This window comes from Chryseosolibacter indicum (assembly GCF_018598585.1).
Taxonomy (GTDB): domain Bacteria; phylum Bacteroidota; class Bacteroidia; order Cytophagales; family Cyclobacteriaceae; genus Chryseosolibacter; species Chryseosolibacter indicus.
In genome coordinates, this window is the sequence record NZ_JAHESD010000009.1 from 98,537 (window position 1) to 115,605 (window position 17,069).

The following is a 17,069-nucleotide window of genomic DNA, read 5'->3' on the forward strand; positions in this document are numbered from 1 at the left end:
CTCCTCAATACGCTGAAGAAGTCTCATATTCATAGATAAAGCTTCTCAATGTCTCTGCTATATCCAGCTCTTCTTTTTTCCACGACTGCGAAACCCCTTGTACTTTTTGCTGCCATTGTTTAAAAGAATTACGGGGATGGTAATTCTTTTCGTCTTTCTCAAATTGAATGCGCTCTTCCGGGTTGCCCCCCCAGTTAATGATGCGTACTTTTTCTTTTCTAAACAGGATGAGATACTGATCTTTTAAATAGTTGATGGGAATTACAAGCATGCCACTGCCAACGTCTGCATAGTCGCGGCCATACTCATATTCATACCCCAGTATTTCGGTTGCAAATACCTTCTTTAGTTCTTTTGTATGCAGCCAAAGCAGCAACTCCTCCAATTGATCTTGTCTTGGCGTTTCTCCTTCAGTATAGAATCTTCCATTCCTGGTAACAACAGCACCGCTGGCATCAAAGAGCTGCAACACACCCTGTTGCGAAAGCAAGTTTTTATCTAATTCATTGCTTTTGAAAACAGATTCGATGAGTTGAGCATAACCGGTTTTGATATTATTCTCCAATGCCAATGAGGACTGGTTCTGCAATGATGTGATCTTTACTGAGATCATACTCGAAATCATTTCAAATATAGAGCACATCTCAAAGCTCATGTACTTTGCTGTTTTATGGTGGCAGGCAATAAGCCCCCATAGTGTATCCTGATGCATAATGCGGGTAGACATTGACGCTGTTACACCCATATTTTTCAGATACTCTACATGCACCGCAGCAACACTTCTGAGGTTGCAATCTGAAAGATCAATAAAAGAGCCGGTGGCAGGATTAATAACCGGATACAACTTCACCGGTTTGTAATCTCTATCAGGAATAAAACGGTAAGGATTTTTCAGATACAACTGCCTAGCCTGTTTGGGAATATCTGATGCAGGAAAAGTAAAGCCCATATAAGCTTCCATGTCACTCTCCTTTTCCTCTGCCAAAACAGTTCCGTTCCATTCCGAATCGAAACTGTAGATCATTACCTTATCAAACCCTGAAATACGTTTCAGTTCTTTCGTGGCAAGCATGCAAGTCTCTTCTATAGTCTTTGTAGCCTCTATAGAAGACATAGCAACCTTCACCTCCTGGTAAACCTCAACAAAAGACTCCTGCTTGCCCAACGTTACTGGCTCTGCATCAATTTCTACCACCAGGTATTTTTCCTTGCGATGTATTAACACCAGGAAATGCTTTTTGTTTATCTCCCAAACCGAAGGTATATGGTCATTAAATTCATTATTCAGTTTCTCCTGCAGGTGCTTAAAAGTTTTCTCCTGCAAATGGTCACTTAAAGCAGATGAAACCACTTCCTGAACGGGCTTTCCAAAAACAGCATCTGTGTTTTCGCTGGCCTGAATAATTTCTGCCGTTACCTTATTAACAATAAGCAGCACACCATAGGGTTGAATAAGATTAGTAAGGTGTATGGGCAAACTGCCACAAAAGTCAGAATCGTAATTAGTTGGTTTCATTTTATATAATCTTAAAAGAGAGGAGGAAGTAAAATGAGAGGGGAAGCAATAGAACCTGTTGTTAAACTGCTAAGGGCAATAATATTTCCTGCTTATCTATCCAATTTTTGAAAGTTATAAACGTGTCGTTGGCGGCACCAATAATTTCTTCTTTCTCAAAATCATTAAAAGGTTGATCCAATTTTTCCTTGAACGATTCCCACATCACCTGAGTCTTTTCACCATATCCCAGAAAGAAAGAAATCCCTTTTTTGTCCTTAAGGTTCAACTGATTGGCAATCATTTTTGCTATAATCTGCCCACCCAGGGTTGAACCTTCCAGTACATAAAGCACACCGAGCGACTGTGCGTATGACTTTACTACTGGTAAATCTGTACAAAGTGGTAATTGCCCAACAGGCATAAAGCTACTTATGTCGTCTAGAATAGAATCCGCTTTTCTGCGGGCCGTGAAATTTAAAAGTGATTCATCAGTAATATATGGTTGTATTTGTATCTCAATCGCTGCATAATACCCATACATTACTTTTAACAAAGTCGCGTAATCCTCAACCGACCTAATGTTTTTAATTCTTGTTACCAGCTTCTTCTCCAAAACCTGGTGAGCATAAGCTGTTTGTTCTTTAAGGTGTTGGTGAAGCATTAGGCTTTAAGTCTGTTAAGGTGGTAAATTACTATGCGAAATAGTGAATTAATAATTCGCAAGGTTAAATTTCAGCCCGTCTCCGGAAAAAATTGAATGGCATACTTTTTTACAGCACAAAATTTATCACATAAGAGAATTTAACTCGCAACTTTGATTGGCTTTTCTTTAATAAGCTTACCGATTGTACCTGCTAATTGTTTAGGTGGAAGAATATAATCCGGATGGTCTTTCATAATAGCGGCCCAGGGCATCGAGTTAAATTTTGTTGAAGCTGGTTCCTGAACCAACACCATTCCATTATATTCAAACAGCTTTTGCGCGCCATCAGAACCATCGTAACCCATACCAGACATAATAATACCTACTGCCAGTTCCTTTTTATCAATAGCCAGCGATTCAAAAAAAATGTCTATCGCCCTGTTAATACCCTCATTTTCCCTTCTTGGATACAGGTACAGAAAGCCATCTTTTATTTTAACCTCGGCGTTCTCGGGCAACACGTAAACCTCGCCTCTACGAACCTGTGTAATCCCTTTAATACGATGAACAGGCATCGGTGTAAACCTTGCTATAATCTTATCTAATTGGCTCTCGTGACTTCTTAAAAGATGGGTGACAACCACATAGGCGGCAGGTAGATCGTCATCCAGATTTTCAAAAAAACTCTTCAGTGCATCATGGCCACCGGCCGATGCCCCTATCCCCACCACATACAAATCATTGCTAGCCATAAAAGCTTTATTACCAATTCTATGCCTGTAAAACTTTCACTATTCGGATAGTAAAAACACATTCTAAAAGATTTTGTTCGAATTAAAACCTTTTAAATACCTCGCAGCTTACTTCTCCTGAAACCGCTTTTTACCGGCGCTCCAACTTATAGAAAGCACCTACTTGTCCGCCCTCTCCGATCCCCCCGAAAGTCAAGGCCTTCGGTTGTTTTTACCGAATCTCTTACTCCATGTAAGCACCCGATGCTATCGCTATTAAGGATAATTTTATTTTCTAACGGCCTACCTCAAAACCGCGAAGCTTCAGCCGTATATAAGCCGGGGTTGAGCCGTATATAAGCCGTATATGAGCCGGGTAAGGCCTTAAATTTCAGTAAAAACGCAACCTATACGGCTCATATACGGCTCAAGTACGGCTCAACCCCAACTGATCTGCCGCGGAACGCTTAAAAATCTTTAAAAAAAATTTCAACTTTTTTTCAGTGGGCAGGCTGGCTGCCTAGTGCCCGGATACTTTTGTCCTGTGCTTTAGATGTCGCGAAAATCTTTACTAAACCTATGCGCTCAGCTATTGCGCTTAATGCAATGCACTATGGCGATGTAAAGACAGAAGGAAGAGAAAAAAGATTTAAAAAAAGATTCAGGAAAAATTCAGTGCGCAAGCTGGTAGCAAAGTGCGCGGCTAACATTGCATTGGAACAAACACAGTAACATAAACAAATAAATATATGTCGAAACAGATCGGTTTAATTAAGTTGAAAGGGAACATGGGTGGTATCTCTTTCTTTCAGAGCGAAGGTAAACACCTCGCAAAAATGTCTAACGGTCCGGATAAGGAGAAGATCGCCAATGATCCGCGATTTGAGCGAACGCGCGAGAACAACACCGAATTTGGTGGAAGCGCTATGGTCTCAAAAGCAATGCGAAGGGCATTTGCTCCTGTTATCCACATGGCGGATGCAAGGTTCACATCCAGGCTTACGGGAATCTTTAAGGAGATTAACAGCAAAGGTGACGGTGTTCGCGGTAAACGCGACATCACCCTGTCTGAGCATCAGATTCAATTGGCAAACCTTGAGTTTAACATCAATCGTAGTTTTACAACCTTGTTTACAGCTACCTTTGCGGCAACAAGCACAGCACAACGTGCCAGTGCATCCATTACAGTGGATGAAGTGCTGATGAAAAAATCTGCGAAAGGTCCTGAAGGTTCAACCCACGTATTGTTTACCCAGGCTCTGGGTGTAGTCTCCGATTACGCTTACGACGAGAACCTGAAGCGCTACGCTGCATTGGCGCCAGCTTTGGACGGACTGGGTACTGTTACAGAAAGTGAGTACATACCACTGAATGGTAACACGCCGGTATCGTTTACCATTAACTCGTTGTTGCCCGGAAACCCGGTGCTTACAGAAGATGTAAGTGTAATCCAATGTATCGGTATCAGCTTCTTCCAGCAACTAAAGTCTGACTACTATCCATTATTACAGGGTAGTGCGCTTAAGGTAGTGCGCGTATTCTAGTGAATTGTTATTGAAATCTTACAAAGCCTTCTCCTCCGGGGAGGGCTTTGTTTGCTTTTGCTATTATTCTGACAATGAGTATTGAGCTAAAACGAACAGAAGGTGTAACAACCCTGATACTTAGGTGAACAGAACAGCAAAGTATACTCCTGCTATAAGCAGATAAGGTTAATCCGCCAGGTAAAGCAGAGGTGTAGCAGATGAACAAAGGGGAGTCAGGTCTTAGTCTCCCTTCAATAATTCAATAATTCTTACTTCAACGAAGCGATGATGCAGCTTTATAATCACGATAGTAAAAGACAACGCAGCCCATGGTATCTACGCTTATTGCCACCATTCTCCTATGGAAAAATTGATTGTAGGGTCAACTTTATAAGGCAGGTTATTGCCTCATAAAGAAGATTCAGAAGGTAAAACCAGGTGAGCCGATGTCTTTAAATACCTTTTTCCCTAGGGAGATAGGCATTTTTTATCCTGAATGAGGATATCCGTCTGCACCTATTTGTCTATGTATAACTCAAATTGCCGTGCTCAATGGGCCTAAGCCTTAAGTAAAATGTATCCCCGCTTCCTTTATCATCAATACAAAAATGAGTGAATGCCCTATACTTCTCCCTGCTATTAACAGGGAGAAAAGATCACCACAAATACGAATCAGTAGGAGAAGGTGACCCATTCGGGAGGAGAAAATCATTAATAAAAGAGAGTGAAGAAGGAAAATTACCTGGTAAAAGAGCAGTTTTCCGAGGGGAATGAGATCCATTACCATGAGAAAGTCATTGTAACATGAGGGTGAAGCGGTGCGTTAGCAGGGAAGATGATGTAGTAATGTATAGGTATAAGCGCAGTGATAACGTCTGTTTTCCCTAGGGAAAATGTTCTTTTACCATAGAAATTACCTATGAAAAAGAGAAGAAAGAGAGGTAAACATGATTTTACCCAGGTAAAAACCATAAGCGAGTATACAAGTGGGCACATTTTCTTTAGTGAGAAGTGATTAAAGCGTTACTTCAAATGAGAGAAGTAGATGTAATTCTTCTTAAGAGAGAGAAGTAATACATGAAGTGATACTTAATTTTCCTCTATGGAAATGTAACCATTAGGATATTTATAGTAGCACTACTATTTTAGTGTTCAGTTTGATCTGAACATGTAGTTCATCGAAGAGAATGCTTAATGAAAAATTTTAAAGCTCAATTACACTCGTATATTTGCATGGAGAGTTCAGATTATACATCTTTACATAAGAACAACTTAACTTTTACTAATTAATTATAACAAAAACGCTATGGCAAAAACAGCGAAGAAAACTGCTAAGAAAGCAGTAAAGAGTACGGCAAAGAAAGCCGCGAAGAAAGCTCCTAAGAAGGCAGCAAAAAAGGCAGCTAAGAAGACTGCAAAGAAAGCTGCTAAGAAGGCTGCTCCTAAGAAGAAGTCGGCTCGAAAACCGAACGCGGCGTTCATGGCGCCTCTTACTCCTAGTCCAGCACTAGCTGAGGTAGTAGGCAACAAAGGATTGCCAAGAACACAGATCATTAAGAAGATCTGGGATTACATCAAGAAGAACAAACTTCAAGATCAGAAGAACAAGAGAATGATCAACGCTGATGACAAGTTGAAAACTGTTTTCGGTGGCAAAGGTCAAATCTCAATGTTTGAGTTAGCGAAAATTGTTAACAAACACGTTAAGTAATCAGGAGAGATTCTTAATGAAAAAGCCTGGGCAGTTGCTCAGGCTTTTTTGTTTTCTACCGTTTTAAGATAAAAGTTATCCACAAAAGACATTCTTAAACCACTGCATTAGCCCTTAGGTTGCCTTTTAAATACCGCCGGGACGTATGTTAACCATAAAAATGGTTGATTGAACTTGTGTCAATACACCGGGATAAAAGGTCTTTCGATTACCTGCGTAGCACGTGGGAAGTGTGCTGTAACGTAATGTTTCCATGTGTTCCTCCCCTATGTAATTGTTCCTGAGGGTTAGCCACTGTTCGTTACAGATGCTGTTAATGCTTGTTCAAGCCCTCTTGCAAGCACAATACTCCGCCGTATTACATTCGTCATTCCATCATAAGGGAGCCCTTTACAGAAGCCACAAGAAGAGATGTTACAGGAGGCATGCAGGTCATCCGTTCTCTTTTAAACTCAATTCATACGCCATCTCATTTGGATTTGCAGCCTTAAATATTCCAGGAAGCACGTTCTCCTATCATCGTTTTTCCTCTGGTAAACTAAGAACACTTCCCCGGTGTGAATAGAACCTTACTGCTACCAGCGCGGCATAATTAGATGTTGCTACGTATGCATACACGGGTTACAATGCTGCTTTACAACCTAAGGACAAAGTAGAGGGAATAAGGAGCAAAATTTATAAATGCAGAACAGGTGAGAGTAGAACATTGCATATCGCTCTCAGCAGGATGTAAGACCATTATATATAGAGAAAAGGAAGCAGTGCTTTGCATTGATGTGTACCACTTCCTTCTAAGGTATTACTTCTTTAAAGTATTTGTATAACTAAAGCCTGTATCATTACCCGGAGGGCTTTGCTCCTCCCTTTGCCTTTACAGAGTTATGTTAAAAGAGAACCATAGTGTTTACCTGTAGTACACTACGTTACATGACGGGTTCTGCTTCTGGAATTTCTTAATAGCGCCGCTCGAGATCTTGGTGTTATAACACTTCAATGTTTTTAAAGGCAGTCCCATAACAGGACTAAGGCTTTTCACGTCGGTATTAGAACAGTCGAGGTATTCGAGGCTCTTCATCTTTTGCAGGGCGTTGAGCTTTTTAACCTGCGTACCTGCGCAGTTCATCTTTAAAAGTTTATCCAGAGCACCGAGTGTCTCCAATGCTGCAACAGGTGTGTTGGAAATATCAATCTCCTGAAGCTCCTTTAATTTGCTTACAGGTGTGAGATCTTTAATAGGGTTGTCATTAGCGTACAATATTTTAAGTGTTTGTATATCGGCCAGCGGCGAAAGACTACTTACAGCCGTCGCCGAGAAACGTAGTTCCTTGAGGCGTACAAACTCGGTAAGCGGTGAGAGATCGTTTACAGGAACATCTCCAAAAACAATACGTTCCAGCTCAACAAGCCTATGAAGGGCTTCACGTGATGCACTGTTATCAATCTTAATCTGTAACTGAAAAACCTGCTTCCAATCTTCCGAAAGTCCATTCCACCAGCTTTCAAGACGATCGGTTTTATACACGATAAGACATTCGTTGTTTCTTTGGAGGAAGTTGTATACAACACTATCCGGAAGGTCTGTACCATCAACAAAGAGCTTTTGCAGCCCTGGAATATAGGAAAGCGTATCAATATTCTTCACCCTGCTGTTGTCTGCCTTCAGCACCTTTAGTCTCGCAAAATCACGAAGAGGCGAAAGATCAGTGGTGTATGTATCGCTTATGTCGAGGGTGTGAATGTTCTTATGATCCTTAATAGGAGAAAGATCAGTTACTCCGGTATGATCCATAATAATAACCTTAAGCTTTTGAAGGCGTTGCAGAGGCTCAAGTGTTTTTATAGATATATAATTCGCAATGTTTAGTGAGTCGAGGTTCGTAACTCTGGCAAGTTCTTCTTTAGAAGGGTTTACATTTATTCTCGCCTTTCTGCTAAGCACATCGCGCCAGACAGAAGGAAGATTATCCCACCAGGTTCTTAGATCTTCTGTTGCAAAAATAACAAGCACCTTGGGGTTAGAAGCCATAAATGCGCTTGCCGACTGCTGATTGATACCGGTATGGTCGCAGTAAACACGTTCAAGCTGTGCCAGCTCAAGAAGCGGATCGAGATCTGCAATTGCAGTGCGATTAACATTTAATACCTTAAGATTTCTTAAACCGCTAAGGGCGGCAAGGTCATTGATTCTTGTAGCCTCCAGGTTTAGGTCGGCCAGATTTGAAAGCGCCGTAATAGCATTTAAATTATTAACGGATGTACCTGCTACATTAAGTTCGCGAAGATTGCTGAGATAACTTATCGGATCGAGCGTAGTGATCCGGGTATTTTCAAGGTTCAGAACCTGTAGCTCGGTTAGATATTGCAGGGGTTGGAAGTCTGTAATAACCGTATTACTCAGATCGAGTTGCTGAAGCTTTGTTAGCTTTTCAGCTACATCAATAGAGTCGACGCGCGTCTGACTGATATTTAATCTGGTTAGATTGTTAAAGTATCTTATTGAAGAAATATCATCAATGCGGGTATTGGATATATCCAGTTCTGCCAGCTCGGTAAGATTTCTTATCGAGCTCAAGTCATCGATACTCGTTCCGGAAAGATTTAATATGCGCAAGTCCAGCAGTTGAGACAGTGGCTCAAGGGATTGCAGGTAAGTGTTGCCACTAAGATCAAGGTTTTCGATTGCCGTTATTTTTCTCAGGTCGTCCTCAGAAACGCTGTCTGATAATTCAAACTTTTGTCTTAAAACCCTTTGCCATTCATAGGAGAGCTCCTTCCACCAGCTAAGTAATGCCTTTTTCTCATTGTACTGATTGGTGTAGATGCTAACAATCTTAAGGTCCTGGTCTTTGGCGTTATAATTAATTTCAATATAACGCGGTTTGGTATTATTTACCTTCTTACCGCCTATGGTAGTGCCCGTAAGATTTCTGGTAAGAATGACGCGATAAAATAGTCTATCGCCAGCACCTTCACTTTTAATATCTTCTATGGTGAATTCAAATTTTACGTCCTTAAAAAAGAAGTCTACGTCTTTAAGGTAAGCAGTTACATCTTTATTGGTGATCACGTTTCTGTTTTCGTCCAGGTCGTCTTCTACCTGTACTTTTGCATCGCGAAATACTTTGGTATAGCTTTCTGTGATCAGCACATCTTTATCGCGGCTGGCGGTAGTGGCATCGCCCAACGTATTTAACATGAATTGAAGGAAGGCCACCATGTCTCTTACTTCCTTTTCGTGTTTAACGGGTTCGCGTTTTGCCTTCTTCTGGCCGTATGCTCCTGAAAAAAAGATCAGTAAAGAGACAGCGGCAATACAAAGTCTGCTACTTCTCATAATAGAGATGTTTTCTAAGAATTTCTTTGTCTTTATCTGTATTGATTTTTACAAGGTTGGATATGAGCCATCCGGTATTGTATCCTGGTCTGTTAAATAATGATAATTCGAAGTACCATCCCGCAGCCTGGAAGAAGTGAAACTTCATATCCTCTACTGTTTTAAATCTTAGATTTCCTCTTTTCACTTCGTATAAAAACAGGGTAGAATGGTCTGGCCTGAATCGTTTATTGATATAGTGGTTGGCACTATCCGGGTTGTTGAATGCTTTCCTAAGATTCATGAAAGCAAGTTCATGACTTAAAGGATGCAGAAACTGACCTATTTTAGTAGTATCTCTTTTGAAGTAGGGTTCAAACATATCTGCATACACTTTGGAGATTATCCACCTTGTACCCTGATGATGTTTCTCCAGCTCCATAAATAACGTTACGGGCTGATCCTTTCCGTTCATTGTAAAGATGGTATGTACTTCAGCAAACCAGTTACCTCCATGAAAATTCAAAAAGAGATTCTTCTCAAGAACGTCTTTGGCAAATTGCACCTGCAGGTCTTTGCTGATTCCCCCATTGTTTTCGTCGAATAGAATGCTTAGGTACTTCTTACGAAGTTTTACATTTCTATACTGCTTATTGTTGGGGTAGTAGCGCTCACCTTTTTCGTCTTCTTCTCCATTAAACCTCCGGAAGAACTGGTTGATTTGCTTCGTTTGTGCATATAAGCGGCTCTCGTCTTCACCATCCTTCACCATCTGGCCATAACCATTGGTAGAGCATAGTGTGAGCACGATGAAAATAAGAGGGAGTAGAAAGATACGCGGTACAGTGTACGCCGTCTTAAAGAACGATCTATTAATAAAGGAGATTAACCGAATAGTAAACATCAAACTAAAATACAATTGTAATATATAAAAATGTCATTGGGCACTTTCAGCCAGAAAATAGCTTAAATGCCCAATGCCTGATGCGTTTTTTTCAAGCTTAAGCGCTTGTTTCTGTTACTTTAATATCACCTAACAACACATCCCAGAACTCTACAGTTCTACCTGCAATCTGGGTTTTCTTTCTCTCGACATAGATAGTGATATCTTTCTTGGTCGTGTCTTTGTATTTGAGACCATCATCAGAAGTACCTTCAAAGCGCTGGTAGATAGTTACTACACCTACATAACGGCCATCGGGTTGTCTTTCAAGATCGCTGATATAAAAGATATTGTACCACTCGATGCTCACGCGGTCGTAGTTTAATGCCATGAGTCTTTCGAAGTACTTGCGCACCTTATAGTAAGAAACTTCCTTCTTGTTGATAGAAGAAACACCCATTTCACTGTCCGGTGCGAAAAGTTCTTCCGCCCTGTCCATTACACGGGTAGCTTCTGAAAAAGGCGTTCTCTTATCGCCAATGATACTGATGTACTTGCTAAGGTCTCTTACCTTTTCAAGCGCAAGAGAATCTATCGCTTGTTTTCTTTTAGGGCTAATATCAGCACCTGATTGGGCAAATACAGCGCTGGTAATAAAAAGACTAGCAATTACTGTATATAAAAATTTAGAGTTAAGCATGGTTATGGGAGTTTGGGAGTTATTGTCTGATCAATTCTAGTTCTGTGATTTTACCTGTGTTATCAAACTTGATATTTCCAATTTTGTTCATATTCTTCTTGGTATCTTTCAGGTAGTTCATATAATCACGGATGGTTGTAGGTCTGTCGTAGTCCTTCTGGCCATTCTCTTCTGCGATAACGATAAGTACAGGAGTATCAGGAGATGAGAACAGAGAAAGGGCTTCATTAATGCTGCTATTCGCAGAGTTTACATTGCCTGAATTAGCAATAGCACTAAAATAGAGATCAAGTTTTTGAGCCGGTGTTTCCCTTCTTGCTTCAGCAGCTCGTTTTGCTTCTTCTTCAGCTTCCCTTTGTCTTTTTAGTTCAGCTTCTCTTTCTCTTTGTGCTGCGGCCTCTTGTTCTAATCTTGCTTTTTCAGCAGCGGCCTGTGCTTCCATAGCTTTCTTTTTACTCTTACAACCGGCTCCACCAAACATGAGTAATACCAAAAGAGCTATCATGCTTAGTTTAGACGAATTTCGAATTGTGCGCATCATGTTTATTAAGTTTTTAAATCTTCAGAGTTTATCTCCTAGTAATTATTATGCCCGGTTAAGGGAGTTTGAAAATAAATGAAATAACAACGAATTAATGTATAGGTAATTGTAAAAATGGAAAAATTCATGTGAGAATGCGGAAAAATTCCACAATTACAATACCGAGTTGAAGATGCACCCTAACGGAAGATCACTACATCCGATGTGAACATATCTTAAGAGGTGTTACTTGCAAAAGCAATACCGAACTGTTGATTATATCCTCCAGGTGGCTTAAGATTTTATCTATGCCTCATAGCAGCTCAAACAAAGGGCATGCACACTTTTAAGCGTTCTTGAAATAAGTAATAACGATAGTTGATGAAATTAATATTCTGTTGCCCGATTCTCATTCTTCTTTTCATAACTAAACTTCAGGCACAACCTGTTACCGGCGAGCAGGGTGAAAACTTTACACGCAGGGTTGTTAAGTCTGACCTAAGCGACCCTTGGGAAATTACGTATGGGCCCGACAACTTCCTGTGGGTTACAGAAGCAAAAGGATACAGGGTAAGCCGGATAAATCCTGAAGACGGCAGTAAGTCAATTTTAATTGACCTGAATACTGAAAGAAATTTTCCGAGGTATGATACCATAGGAGATGATAAAGATAAAGGAAAGGCATGGCCACAAGGAGGACTGATGGGATTGGCCTTGCACCCTTCTTTATTAAATGGTAAACCTTTTGTTTATCTGACTTACATCTACAGGTTTGCCGGTGTTGATCAAGATAGTACCGGATGCTCTGATAATTTTACAGGATGCTTCTATACTGCCAGGTTAGTACGTTATGAATACGATCAAAAAAATCAAAAGCTTCATAGGCCGGTCGTTTTGTGCGATACCATACCCCAGAGTAATGACCATAATTCAGGAAGGTTAGCGATTGGTATGCACGATGGCAAGCCTTACTTATTTTATACGGTTGGAGACATGGGCGCGGGCCAACATGAAAACGCAGGACGACAAAACTATGCGCAGACCGTAACCAAGTATGAAGGCAAGGTATTACGTTTTAATCTGGAACCCGACAACGACAAAAATATTGCTGAACGGTGGATCCCAAATGACAATCCCTTTAACACTAAAACGCAGAACGCGGTATGGTCTATTGGCCATAGAAATGCACAAGGTATCGCTTACGCGGAAATAGGAGGAAAAGGAAGGATATTCTCATCCGAACATGGACCTTTTGGTGATGATGAGATTAACATTATTGAACGTGGCATGAATTACGGCCATCCGCTAATTATTGGATATAATGATAACAATTACAATGGTTACGCAGCAGGAGTTACTGAGCATAGTACGTTGCCAGCACCCTGGCATAGTACCTATCCGATAATTGAAAATGAAAACAACAATGCAATAAAAATTGGAGCCTCATACCGCGACCCGATTAAAGTACTGCATGTAGTTTCCCCGGATTCTCTCAAATCCATTTTTGAAAGAACTGTAGCCAACGACCCTAAGAAACCTGATTGGCCGGCGGAAGCACCAAGCAGTATTGCAGTGTATACTTCCTCCGCTATTCCTGGCTGGCAAAATTCTTTGTTGATACCTACTTTAAAAACTGGCAAGCTCATCAGGCTGAAGCTTAATGAAAGAGGCGATGGTGTAATAGATAATAAGATTTCCTACTTTCCACTAAATGCAAGATACCGCGATATAGCGATATCAGCTGATGGCAAAAAGATTTATGTGGCAACCGATAACAGCAAGGTAACCTCAGGACCGTCAGCGAAACATAGTAAAGAGAATACCTTTAAAGGTTGTATTATTGAATATAGCTACGAAGGTAACATCAGTGACACAAGCAGAAAATAAGATGATCCGCTACTTCTTTATTAAAGTCAGAAGCAGTTTCGCCAATTTTTAGTTAATTGTATAAAGGATAGTGGCTATATTGCCCTCGTATAACTTCTGCCAGCATGAAGGTTTTAGTATGCGAAGATGATGATGTTGTTGTAAAAGTAATTCAGCTGACGCTGAGTGATAAAAATGTTGAAGCTACCTTTGCACGGGATGGGAGTAGGGCTATGGATCAGCTTAAAAAACAAAGCTTTGACCTTATTATTACGGATATTCACATGCCCTATTTTAATGGGGACGCTATTCTAAAACTCGTAAGGGAAGAGCAAAAGAAAGCCATTCCTATTATCATGATCTCGAGTGATGACGATGAGGAGGTAGTTAAGCTTGCATTAAAATCGGGGGTTAGCGAATTCATCTCAAAACCAATCGATACAGAGAAGCTTAACAAGAAGTTAAAGAAATACCTGAAACTCTGAGCGTATGATAACCCTTGTTGTTCTTTTGCTTGCCTTTGGAATAACCCTTTTCATTCAGCGCTTAGTAAAAAAACAAGTTTACGTTGCTCAGGCAGGACGTATAGCAATGGCTGTAATGCTCATCCTCACGGGCGTATCCCATTTTATTTTTACAAAAGGCATGAGCCTGATGCTGCCTCAATTCTTACCTAAGCGTGAACTCATTGTTTGGTTGACAGGCGTTCTTGAAATTTTAGGAGCAATTGGTCTTCTAGTAAGTAAAACACAAAGACTCACCTCTATTCTTATTATTATCTTTTTTGTATCCATACTTCCATCTAACATTTATGCCTCACTACACCATGTAAACTACCAGACAGCTACTTTTGATGGCAAAGGTCCTGAGTATTTATGGATCAGGATTCCCATGCAAATCGTTTTCATCCTATGGGTGTGGTATTTTGGATATAAAAAAGAAAGGCAAACTGTGTCTTCTCAAAAAGGAGAACAATAAACCTTGATAAAAGATAATCCAGCCCTGGCTTAACACAGTACCTACCCTTATAATTGTAGTAATGCTACTTTTATTTTTCAGGTGACAGCATAATTCCTGCGGCAAATCTTCCGGCATCGCCTTTTCTTGCAGAGAAGAAATGTGAGTTGTTTTTAACGGTACATAGATCAGATACTTCAATTGCGTTCTCTCGTACTCCAAAGTCGAGTAATTGAAATTTGTTGGCCTTCCATAGATCCAGCTTCGCTTTGTTATTGGCCTGAGGAATCATTAACCCTACATCCTTTCCGAAGGCACTATTTACTTCATTCACAACTTCCTCTCCTACCTCATAAGAATCCTGACATACAGAAGGGCCTATGCCAGCAATTACGTCTTCACCTTTTGTTCCGAAAACACGTTGCATTTCCTCAAGTGTCTTGCTTAGGATTTTAGCCACCGTACCACGCCATCCGGAATGAACAGCACCCACCGCCTGGTTCTTTTTATCATAAAGAAGAATAGGAACACAATCGGCTGACATAACAGCAATGCACAAGCCCGGTTGATTGGTGATGAGGGCATCAGTTTCCATGAGTTCTTCCTTTACGGTTCGTGAGGTTACGTTTACAATTCTCACTTTATGTACCTGCGACGGGAAATAAAGAGAAGTTTCCGCAATACGCATGGCCTCTGCTAACAGGCGTCTGTTGCTTTTTATTTCTTCTTTATCTGGTGAGCTGGAATAGCTCAGTGTAAATTCATTAGGAGCAGTAACAGATTTTCTGTCCGTAACAAAGTGCCTGATATTATCTTCTCTACTAAAATTTTCGAACTGCCAAAGCTGTGTTCCGTTAAAATCTATTCTTTTCATAACTTATAATCCAGGCAAATTAACTCAATAAGGGTTACAGGGATAATTATTTTCTAAACAGATTCTATCTTTTTTAAACATTTTATCAAAGCAGCTGTTACTAGATTAAACTAAACTTTTATGCTATCTCAATTGGTGTACGTAAGTAACAGAAATGCAAATTGTACTGACGAAGAAATTGATAAAATCCTTCAGTCGTGCCAAAGAAACAATGCGAATAGGGATATTACTGGTGTATTGCTGTACTCAGATAAACATTTTGTTCAATACCTGGAGGGCAACTACAGTGAGATCATCGATCTGTACGACAGGATTAAAACCGATAACAGGCATCAAAAAACTATTTTAATTACCAGCGCTCCCATCAAAGAGAGAACATTTCCAAGCTGGCAAATGGGTGCTAAAAAGATAGATAACGAAAGTGTAACCTTTAAAACATCAATTACCGAGGAGGATCGCTTGACCTTTAATGAAATACTTTCGGGAAAGAATCAGGAGGATAACAAAGCACTGCATATCATGAAGAAATTTTTCAGATAGAAAACAGAAAGGTGAGTAACAGCCCAAGGCTGGGCATTACTCATCTTCCATTACTCAGGCAAAAGTATTTAATGTTTTGGCAATGGCATCTTTGCTGTCGGCCATAATAAGCAAGTGGTCATTGGCTTCGATGGTTGTATCCCCTTTTACAGTAAGGTATTTGCCATTTCTATGAATAAGTACAATAAGCGCACTTCTCGGCAAATCGAGATCAACAACTGCTTTTCCTACTGCATTTGAATTAGATGTAATGTCAAGCTCAACAAGCTCGGTCTTTAGATCATCCTTTACTTCGATGTCAAGCGGAAACTTGCGTTTTAGTTTTTCAGGAACCGTGAGCTTAAGCAACTTAGCAACCAGCGGAAGCGTTGTACCCTGTAACAGCACGGAGGATACGGAGATAAAAAAGACAATATTAAAAATCATACTGGCATTGTGAACGCCAGCTATTAGCGGATAGGTTGCAAAGACAATTGGTACAGCGCCGCGCAAGCCTACCCAGGAGACAAAAAGTTTCTTGCGCCAGCTTATGTCTGACCGGGCCAGAGATATAAAAACTGCAATAGGCCTTGCAATGAAGATCAAGACAAAAGAAAGGAAGATGCCCTTGTCAATTTGGGGAATCATTTGCGAGGGAAAGACGAGCAACCCTAAAGTAATGAACATGATGATCTGCATAAGCCATGCCTGCCCGTCGTAGAACTTCATAAGACTTTTCTTATGAATAAAGTTGGCATTGCCTAAGATTAACGCTGAGATATACACAGCAAGAAAGCCGTTACCTTGTATGTAATTGGTGAATGAGTATGTAAAGAATACCATTGACAGAATAAGAACGGGATATAATCCTTCTATATCGAGTCGGATTTTGTTGGTAATCCAGATCATTGCCTTCCCGAAAAGGAAGCCACACAATCCTCCGAGTGCCATTCCTATAAAGAACTTGGGGATAAACACAGCAATTGAAGCTTCAGGATGTTTTACCAGGTAAGTAAAGCTTATTGTGAGAAAGTATGCCATTGGATCGTTACTACCGCTTTCCAATTCAAGCAACGGCCTGATTATTCCCTTTAGTCCGATGTTGTGCGAACGAAGAATAGAAAACACGGCTGCAGCATCGGTAGAGGAAACAATTGCACCTAATAACAATCCTTCTATAACCGAAAACTTAAGAAAAAAGGTAGCAAAGAGACCTACAATTACTGCTGTAATCAATACACCAAGCGTTGAAAGCGAAAAAGCACTTTTTACTACTGGTCTGACACTCTCCCATTTTGTATCTAGCCCCCCGGAGAAGAGTATAAAGG

At 40.5% G+C, this 17,069-nt stretch carries 16 protein-coding genes; 7 read left to right on the forward strand and 9 right to left on the reverse strand.

Translation table 11 applies throughout. From position 1 onward, the window contains the following. Positions 1 to 4: 4 nt before the first annotated feature. From KK060_RS06355 to KK060_RS06365, 3 genes are all read right to left on the reverse strand, one after another. Positions 5 to 1,516, reverse strand: a complete 1,512-nt coding sequence (locus tag KK060_RS06355) for a GAF domain-containing protein (protein WP_254152865.1) — start codon at positions 1,514 to 1,516, stop codon at positions 5 to 7. A gap of 61 nt (positions 1,517 to 1,577) precedes the next feature. Further along, positions 1,578 to 2,159, reverse strand: a complete 582-nt coding sequence (locus KK060_RS06360) for a biliverdin-producing heme oxygenase (RefSeq protein ID WP_254152866.1) — start codon at positions 2,157 to 2,159, stop codon at positions 1,578 to 1,580. 140 nt (positions 2,160 to 2,299) lie between these two features. Further along, positions 2,300 to 2,893, reverse strand: coding sequence for a chemotaxis protein CheB (locus tag KK060_RS06365; RefSeq protein ID WP_254152867.1), 594 nt, complete (start codon positions 2,891 to 2,893; stop codon positions 2,300 to 2,302). A gap of 558 nt (positions 2,894 to 3,451) precedes the next feature. Between KK060_RS06365 and KK060_RS06370 the strand changes: the two genes are divergently transcribed. The 3 genes from KK060_RS06370 (at position 3,452) to KK060_RS06380 (ending at position 6,109) form a co-directional block, all read left to right on the forward strand. Continuing rightward, positions 3,452 to 3,604 carry a hypothetical protein gene (locus tag KK060_RS06370; RefSeq protein WP_254152868.1) on the forward strand — a complete coding sequence of 51 codons (153 nt, stop codon included), beginning with the start codon at positions 3,452 to 3,454 and terminating at the stop codon, positions 3,602 to 3,604. 17 nt (positions 3,605 to 3,621) lie between these two features. Further along, positions 3,622 to 4,416: a hypothetical protein gene (locus tag KK060_RS06375; protein ID WP_254152869.1), complete on the forward strand. Its 795-nt coding sequence runs from the start codon at positions 3,622 to 3,624 to the stop codon at positions 4,414 to 4,416. Between the two features lie 1,288 nt (positions 4,417 to 5,704). Next, entirely contained in the window at positions 5,705 to 6,109 is a 405-nt protein-coding gene (locus KK060_RS06380) for an SWIB/MDM2 domain-containing protein (protein WP_254152870.1), read from the forward strand. 904 nt (positions 6,110 to 7,013) lie between these two features. Here KK060_RS06380 and KK060_RS06385 read toward each other — a convergent pair. From KK060_RS06385 to KK060_RS06400, 4 genes are all read right to left on the reverse strand, one after another. Then, entirely contained in the window at positions 7,014 to 9,443 is a 2,430-nt protein-coding gene (locus tag KK060_RS06385; RefSeq protein ID WP_254152871.1) for a leucine-rich repeat domain-containing protein, read from the reverse strand. Then, positions 9,433 to 10,326, reverse strand: coding sequence for a hypothetical protein (locus tag KK060_RS06390; protein WP_254152872.1), 894 nt, complete (start codon positions 10,324 to 10,326; stop codon positions 9,433 to 9,435). Before KK060_RS06390 ends, KK060_RS06385 begins: the two co-directional genes overlap by 11 nt. Before the next feature lie 97 nt (positions 10,327 to 10,423). Continuing rightward, positions 10,424 to 11,005, reverse strand: coding sequence for a hypothetical protein (locus KK060_RS06395; protein ID WP_254152873.1), 582 nt, complete (start codon positions 11,003 to 11,005; stop codon positions 10,424 to 10,426). A gap of 19 nt (positions 11,006 to 11,024) precedes the next feature. Further along, a complete protein-coding gene (locus tag KK060_RS06400) occupies positions 11,025 to 11,546 on the reverse strand; it encodes a nucleoid-structuring protein H-NS (RefSeq protein WP_254152874.1) in 522 nt (173 codons plus the stop codon). Between the two features lie 360 nt (positions 11,547 to 11,906). Between KK060_RS06400 and KK060_RS06405 the strand changes: the two genes are divergently transcribed. The 3 genes from KK060_RS06405 to KK060_RS06415 all read left to right on the forward strand — a co-directional run bounded on the left by KK060_RS06405 (position 11,907) and on the right by KK060_RS06415 (position 14,369). Continuing rightward, a complete protein-coding gene (locus KK060_RS06405; RefSeq protein WP_254152875.1) occupies positions 11,907 to 13,412 on the forward strand; it encodes a PQQ-dependent sugar dehydrogenase in 1,506 nt (501 codons plus the stop codon). A 104-nt stretch (positions 13,413 to 13,516) separates the two neighbouring features. Next, complete coding sequence (locus tag KK060_RS06410; RefSeq protein WP_254152876.1) at positions 13,517 to 13,876, forward strand: response regulator; 360 nt, start codon at positions 13,517 to 13,519, stop codon at positions 13,874 to 13,876. Positions 13,877 to 13,880: 4 nt separating this feature from the next. Next, positions 13,881 to 14,369, forward strand: coding sequence for a DoxX family protein (locus KK060_RS06415; RefSeq protein ID WP_254152877.1), 489 nt, complete (start codon positions 13,881 to 13,883; stop codon positions 14,367 to 14,369). Positions 14,370 to 14,439: 70 nt separating this feature from the next. Here KK060_RS06415 and pgeF read toward each other — a convergent pair whose 3' ends face one another. Continuing rightward, complete coding sequence (pgeF, locus tag KK060_RS06420; RefSeq protein WP_254152878.1) at positions 14,440 to 15,222, reverse strand: peptidoglycan editing factor PgeF; 783 nt, start codon at positions 15,220 to 15,222, stop codon at positions 14,440 to 14,442. Positions 15,223 to 15,342: 120 nt separating this feature from the next. On the opposite strand from pgeF, the gene KK060_RS06425 reads away from it, so the two are divergent. After that, a complete protein-coding gene (locus tag KK060_RS06425; protein WP_254152879.1) occupies positions 15,343 to 15,762 on the forward strand; it encodes a BLUF domain-containing protein in 420 nt (139 codons plus the stop codon). 54 nt (positions 15,763 to 15,816) lie between these two features. On the opposite strand, the gene KK060_RS06430 is transcribed toward KK060_RS06425, so the two are convergent. Continuing rightward, positions 15,817 to 17,069: potassium/proton antiporter (locus tag KK060_RS06430; RefSeq protein WP_254152880.1), on the reverse strand; the 1,253-nt coding region annotated here is incomplete at its 5' end.

What these genes read in the sequence shown, in the direction of transcription:
- KK060_RS06355 (WP_254152865.1), bottom strand. Translation starts at nt 1,516, where the DNA reads ATGAAACCAACTAATTACGATTCTGACTTTTGTGGCAGTTTGCCCATA.
- KK060_RS06360 (WP_254152866.1), bottom strand. Translation starts at nt 2,159, where the DNA reads ATGCTTCACCAACACCTTAAAGAACAAACAGCTTATGCTCACCAGGTT.
- KK060_RS06365 (WP_254152867.1), bottom strand. Translation starts at nt 2,893, where the DNA reads ATGGCTAGCAATGATTTGTATGTGGTGGGGATAGGGGCATCGGCCGGT.
- KK060_RS06370 (WP_254152868.1), top strand. Translation starts at nt 3,452, where the DNA reads ATGCGCTCAGCTATTGCGCTTAATGCAATGCACTATGGCGATGTAAAG.
- KK060_RS06375 (WP_254152869.1), top strand. Translation starts at nt 3,622, where the DNA reads ATGTCGAAACAGATCGGTTTAATTAAGTTGAAAGGGAACATGGGTGGT.
- KK060_RS06380 (WP_254152870.1), top strand. Translation starts at nt 5,705, where the DNA reads ATGGCAAAAACAGCGAAGAAAACTGCTAAGAAAGCAGTAAAGAGTACG.
- KK060_RS06385 (WP_254152871.1), bottom strand. Translation starts at nt 9,443, where the DNA reads ATGAGAAGTAGCAGACTTTGTATTGCCGCTGTCTCTTTACTGATCTTT.
- KK060_RS06390 (WP_254152872.1), bottom strand. Translation starts at nt 10,326, where the DNA reads ATGTTTACTATTCGGTTAATCTCCTTTATTAATAGATCGTTCTTTAAG.
- KK060_RS06395 (WP_254152873.1), bottom strand. Translation starts at nt 11,005, where the DNA reads ATGCTTAACTCTAAATTTTTATATACAGTAATTGCTAGTCTTTTTATT.
- KK060_RS06400 (WP_254152874.1), bottom strand. Translation starts at nt 11,546, where the DNA reads ATGATGCGCACAATTCGAAATTCGTCTAAACTAAGCATGATAGCTCTT.
- KK060_RS06405 (WP_254152875.1), top strand. Translation starts at nt 11,907, where the DNA reads ATGAAATTAATATTCTGTTGCCCGATTCTCATTCTTCTTTTCATAACT.
- KK060_RS06410 (WP_254152876.1), top strand. Translation starts at nt 13,517, where the DNA reads ATGAAGGTTTTAGTATGCGAAGATGATGATGTTGTTGTAAAAGTAATT.
- KK060_RS06415 (WP_254152877.1), top strand. Translation starts at nt 13,881, where the DNA reads ATGATAACCCTTGTTGTTCTTTTGCTTGCCTTTGGAATAACCCTTTTC.
- pgeF (WP_254152878.1), bottom strand. Translation starts at nt 15,222, where the DNA reads ATGAAAAGAATAGATTTTAACGGAACACAGCTTTGGCAGTTCGAAAAT.
- KK060_RS06425 (WP_254152879.1), top strand. Translation starts at nt 15,343, where the DNA reads ATGCTATCTCAATTGGTGTACGTAAGTAACAGAAATGCAAATTGTACT.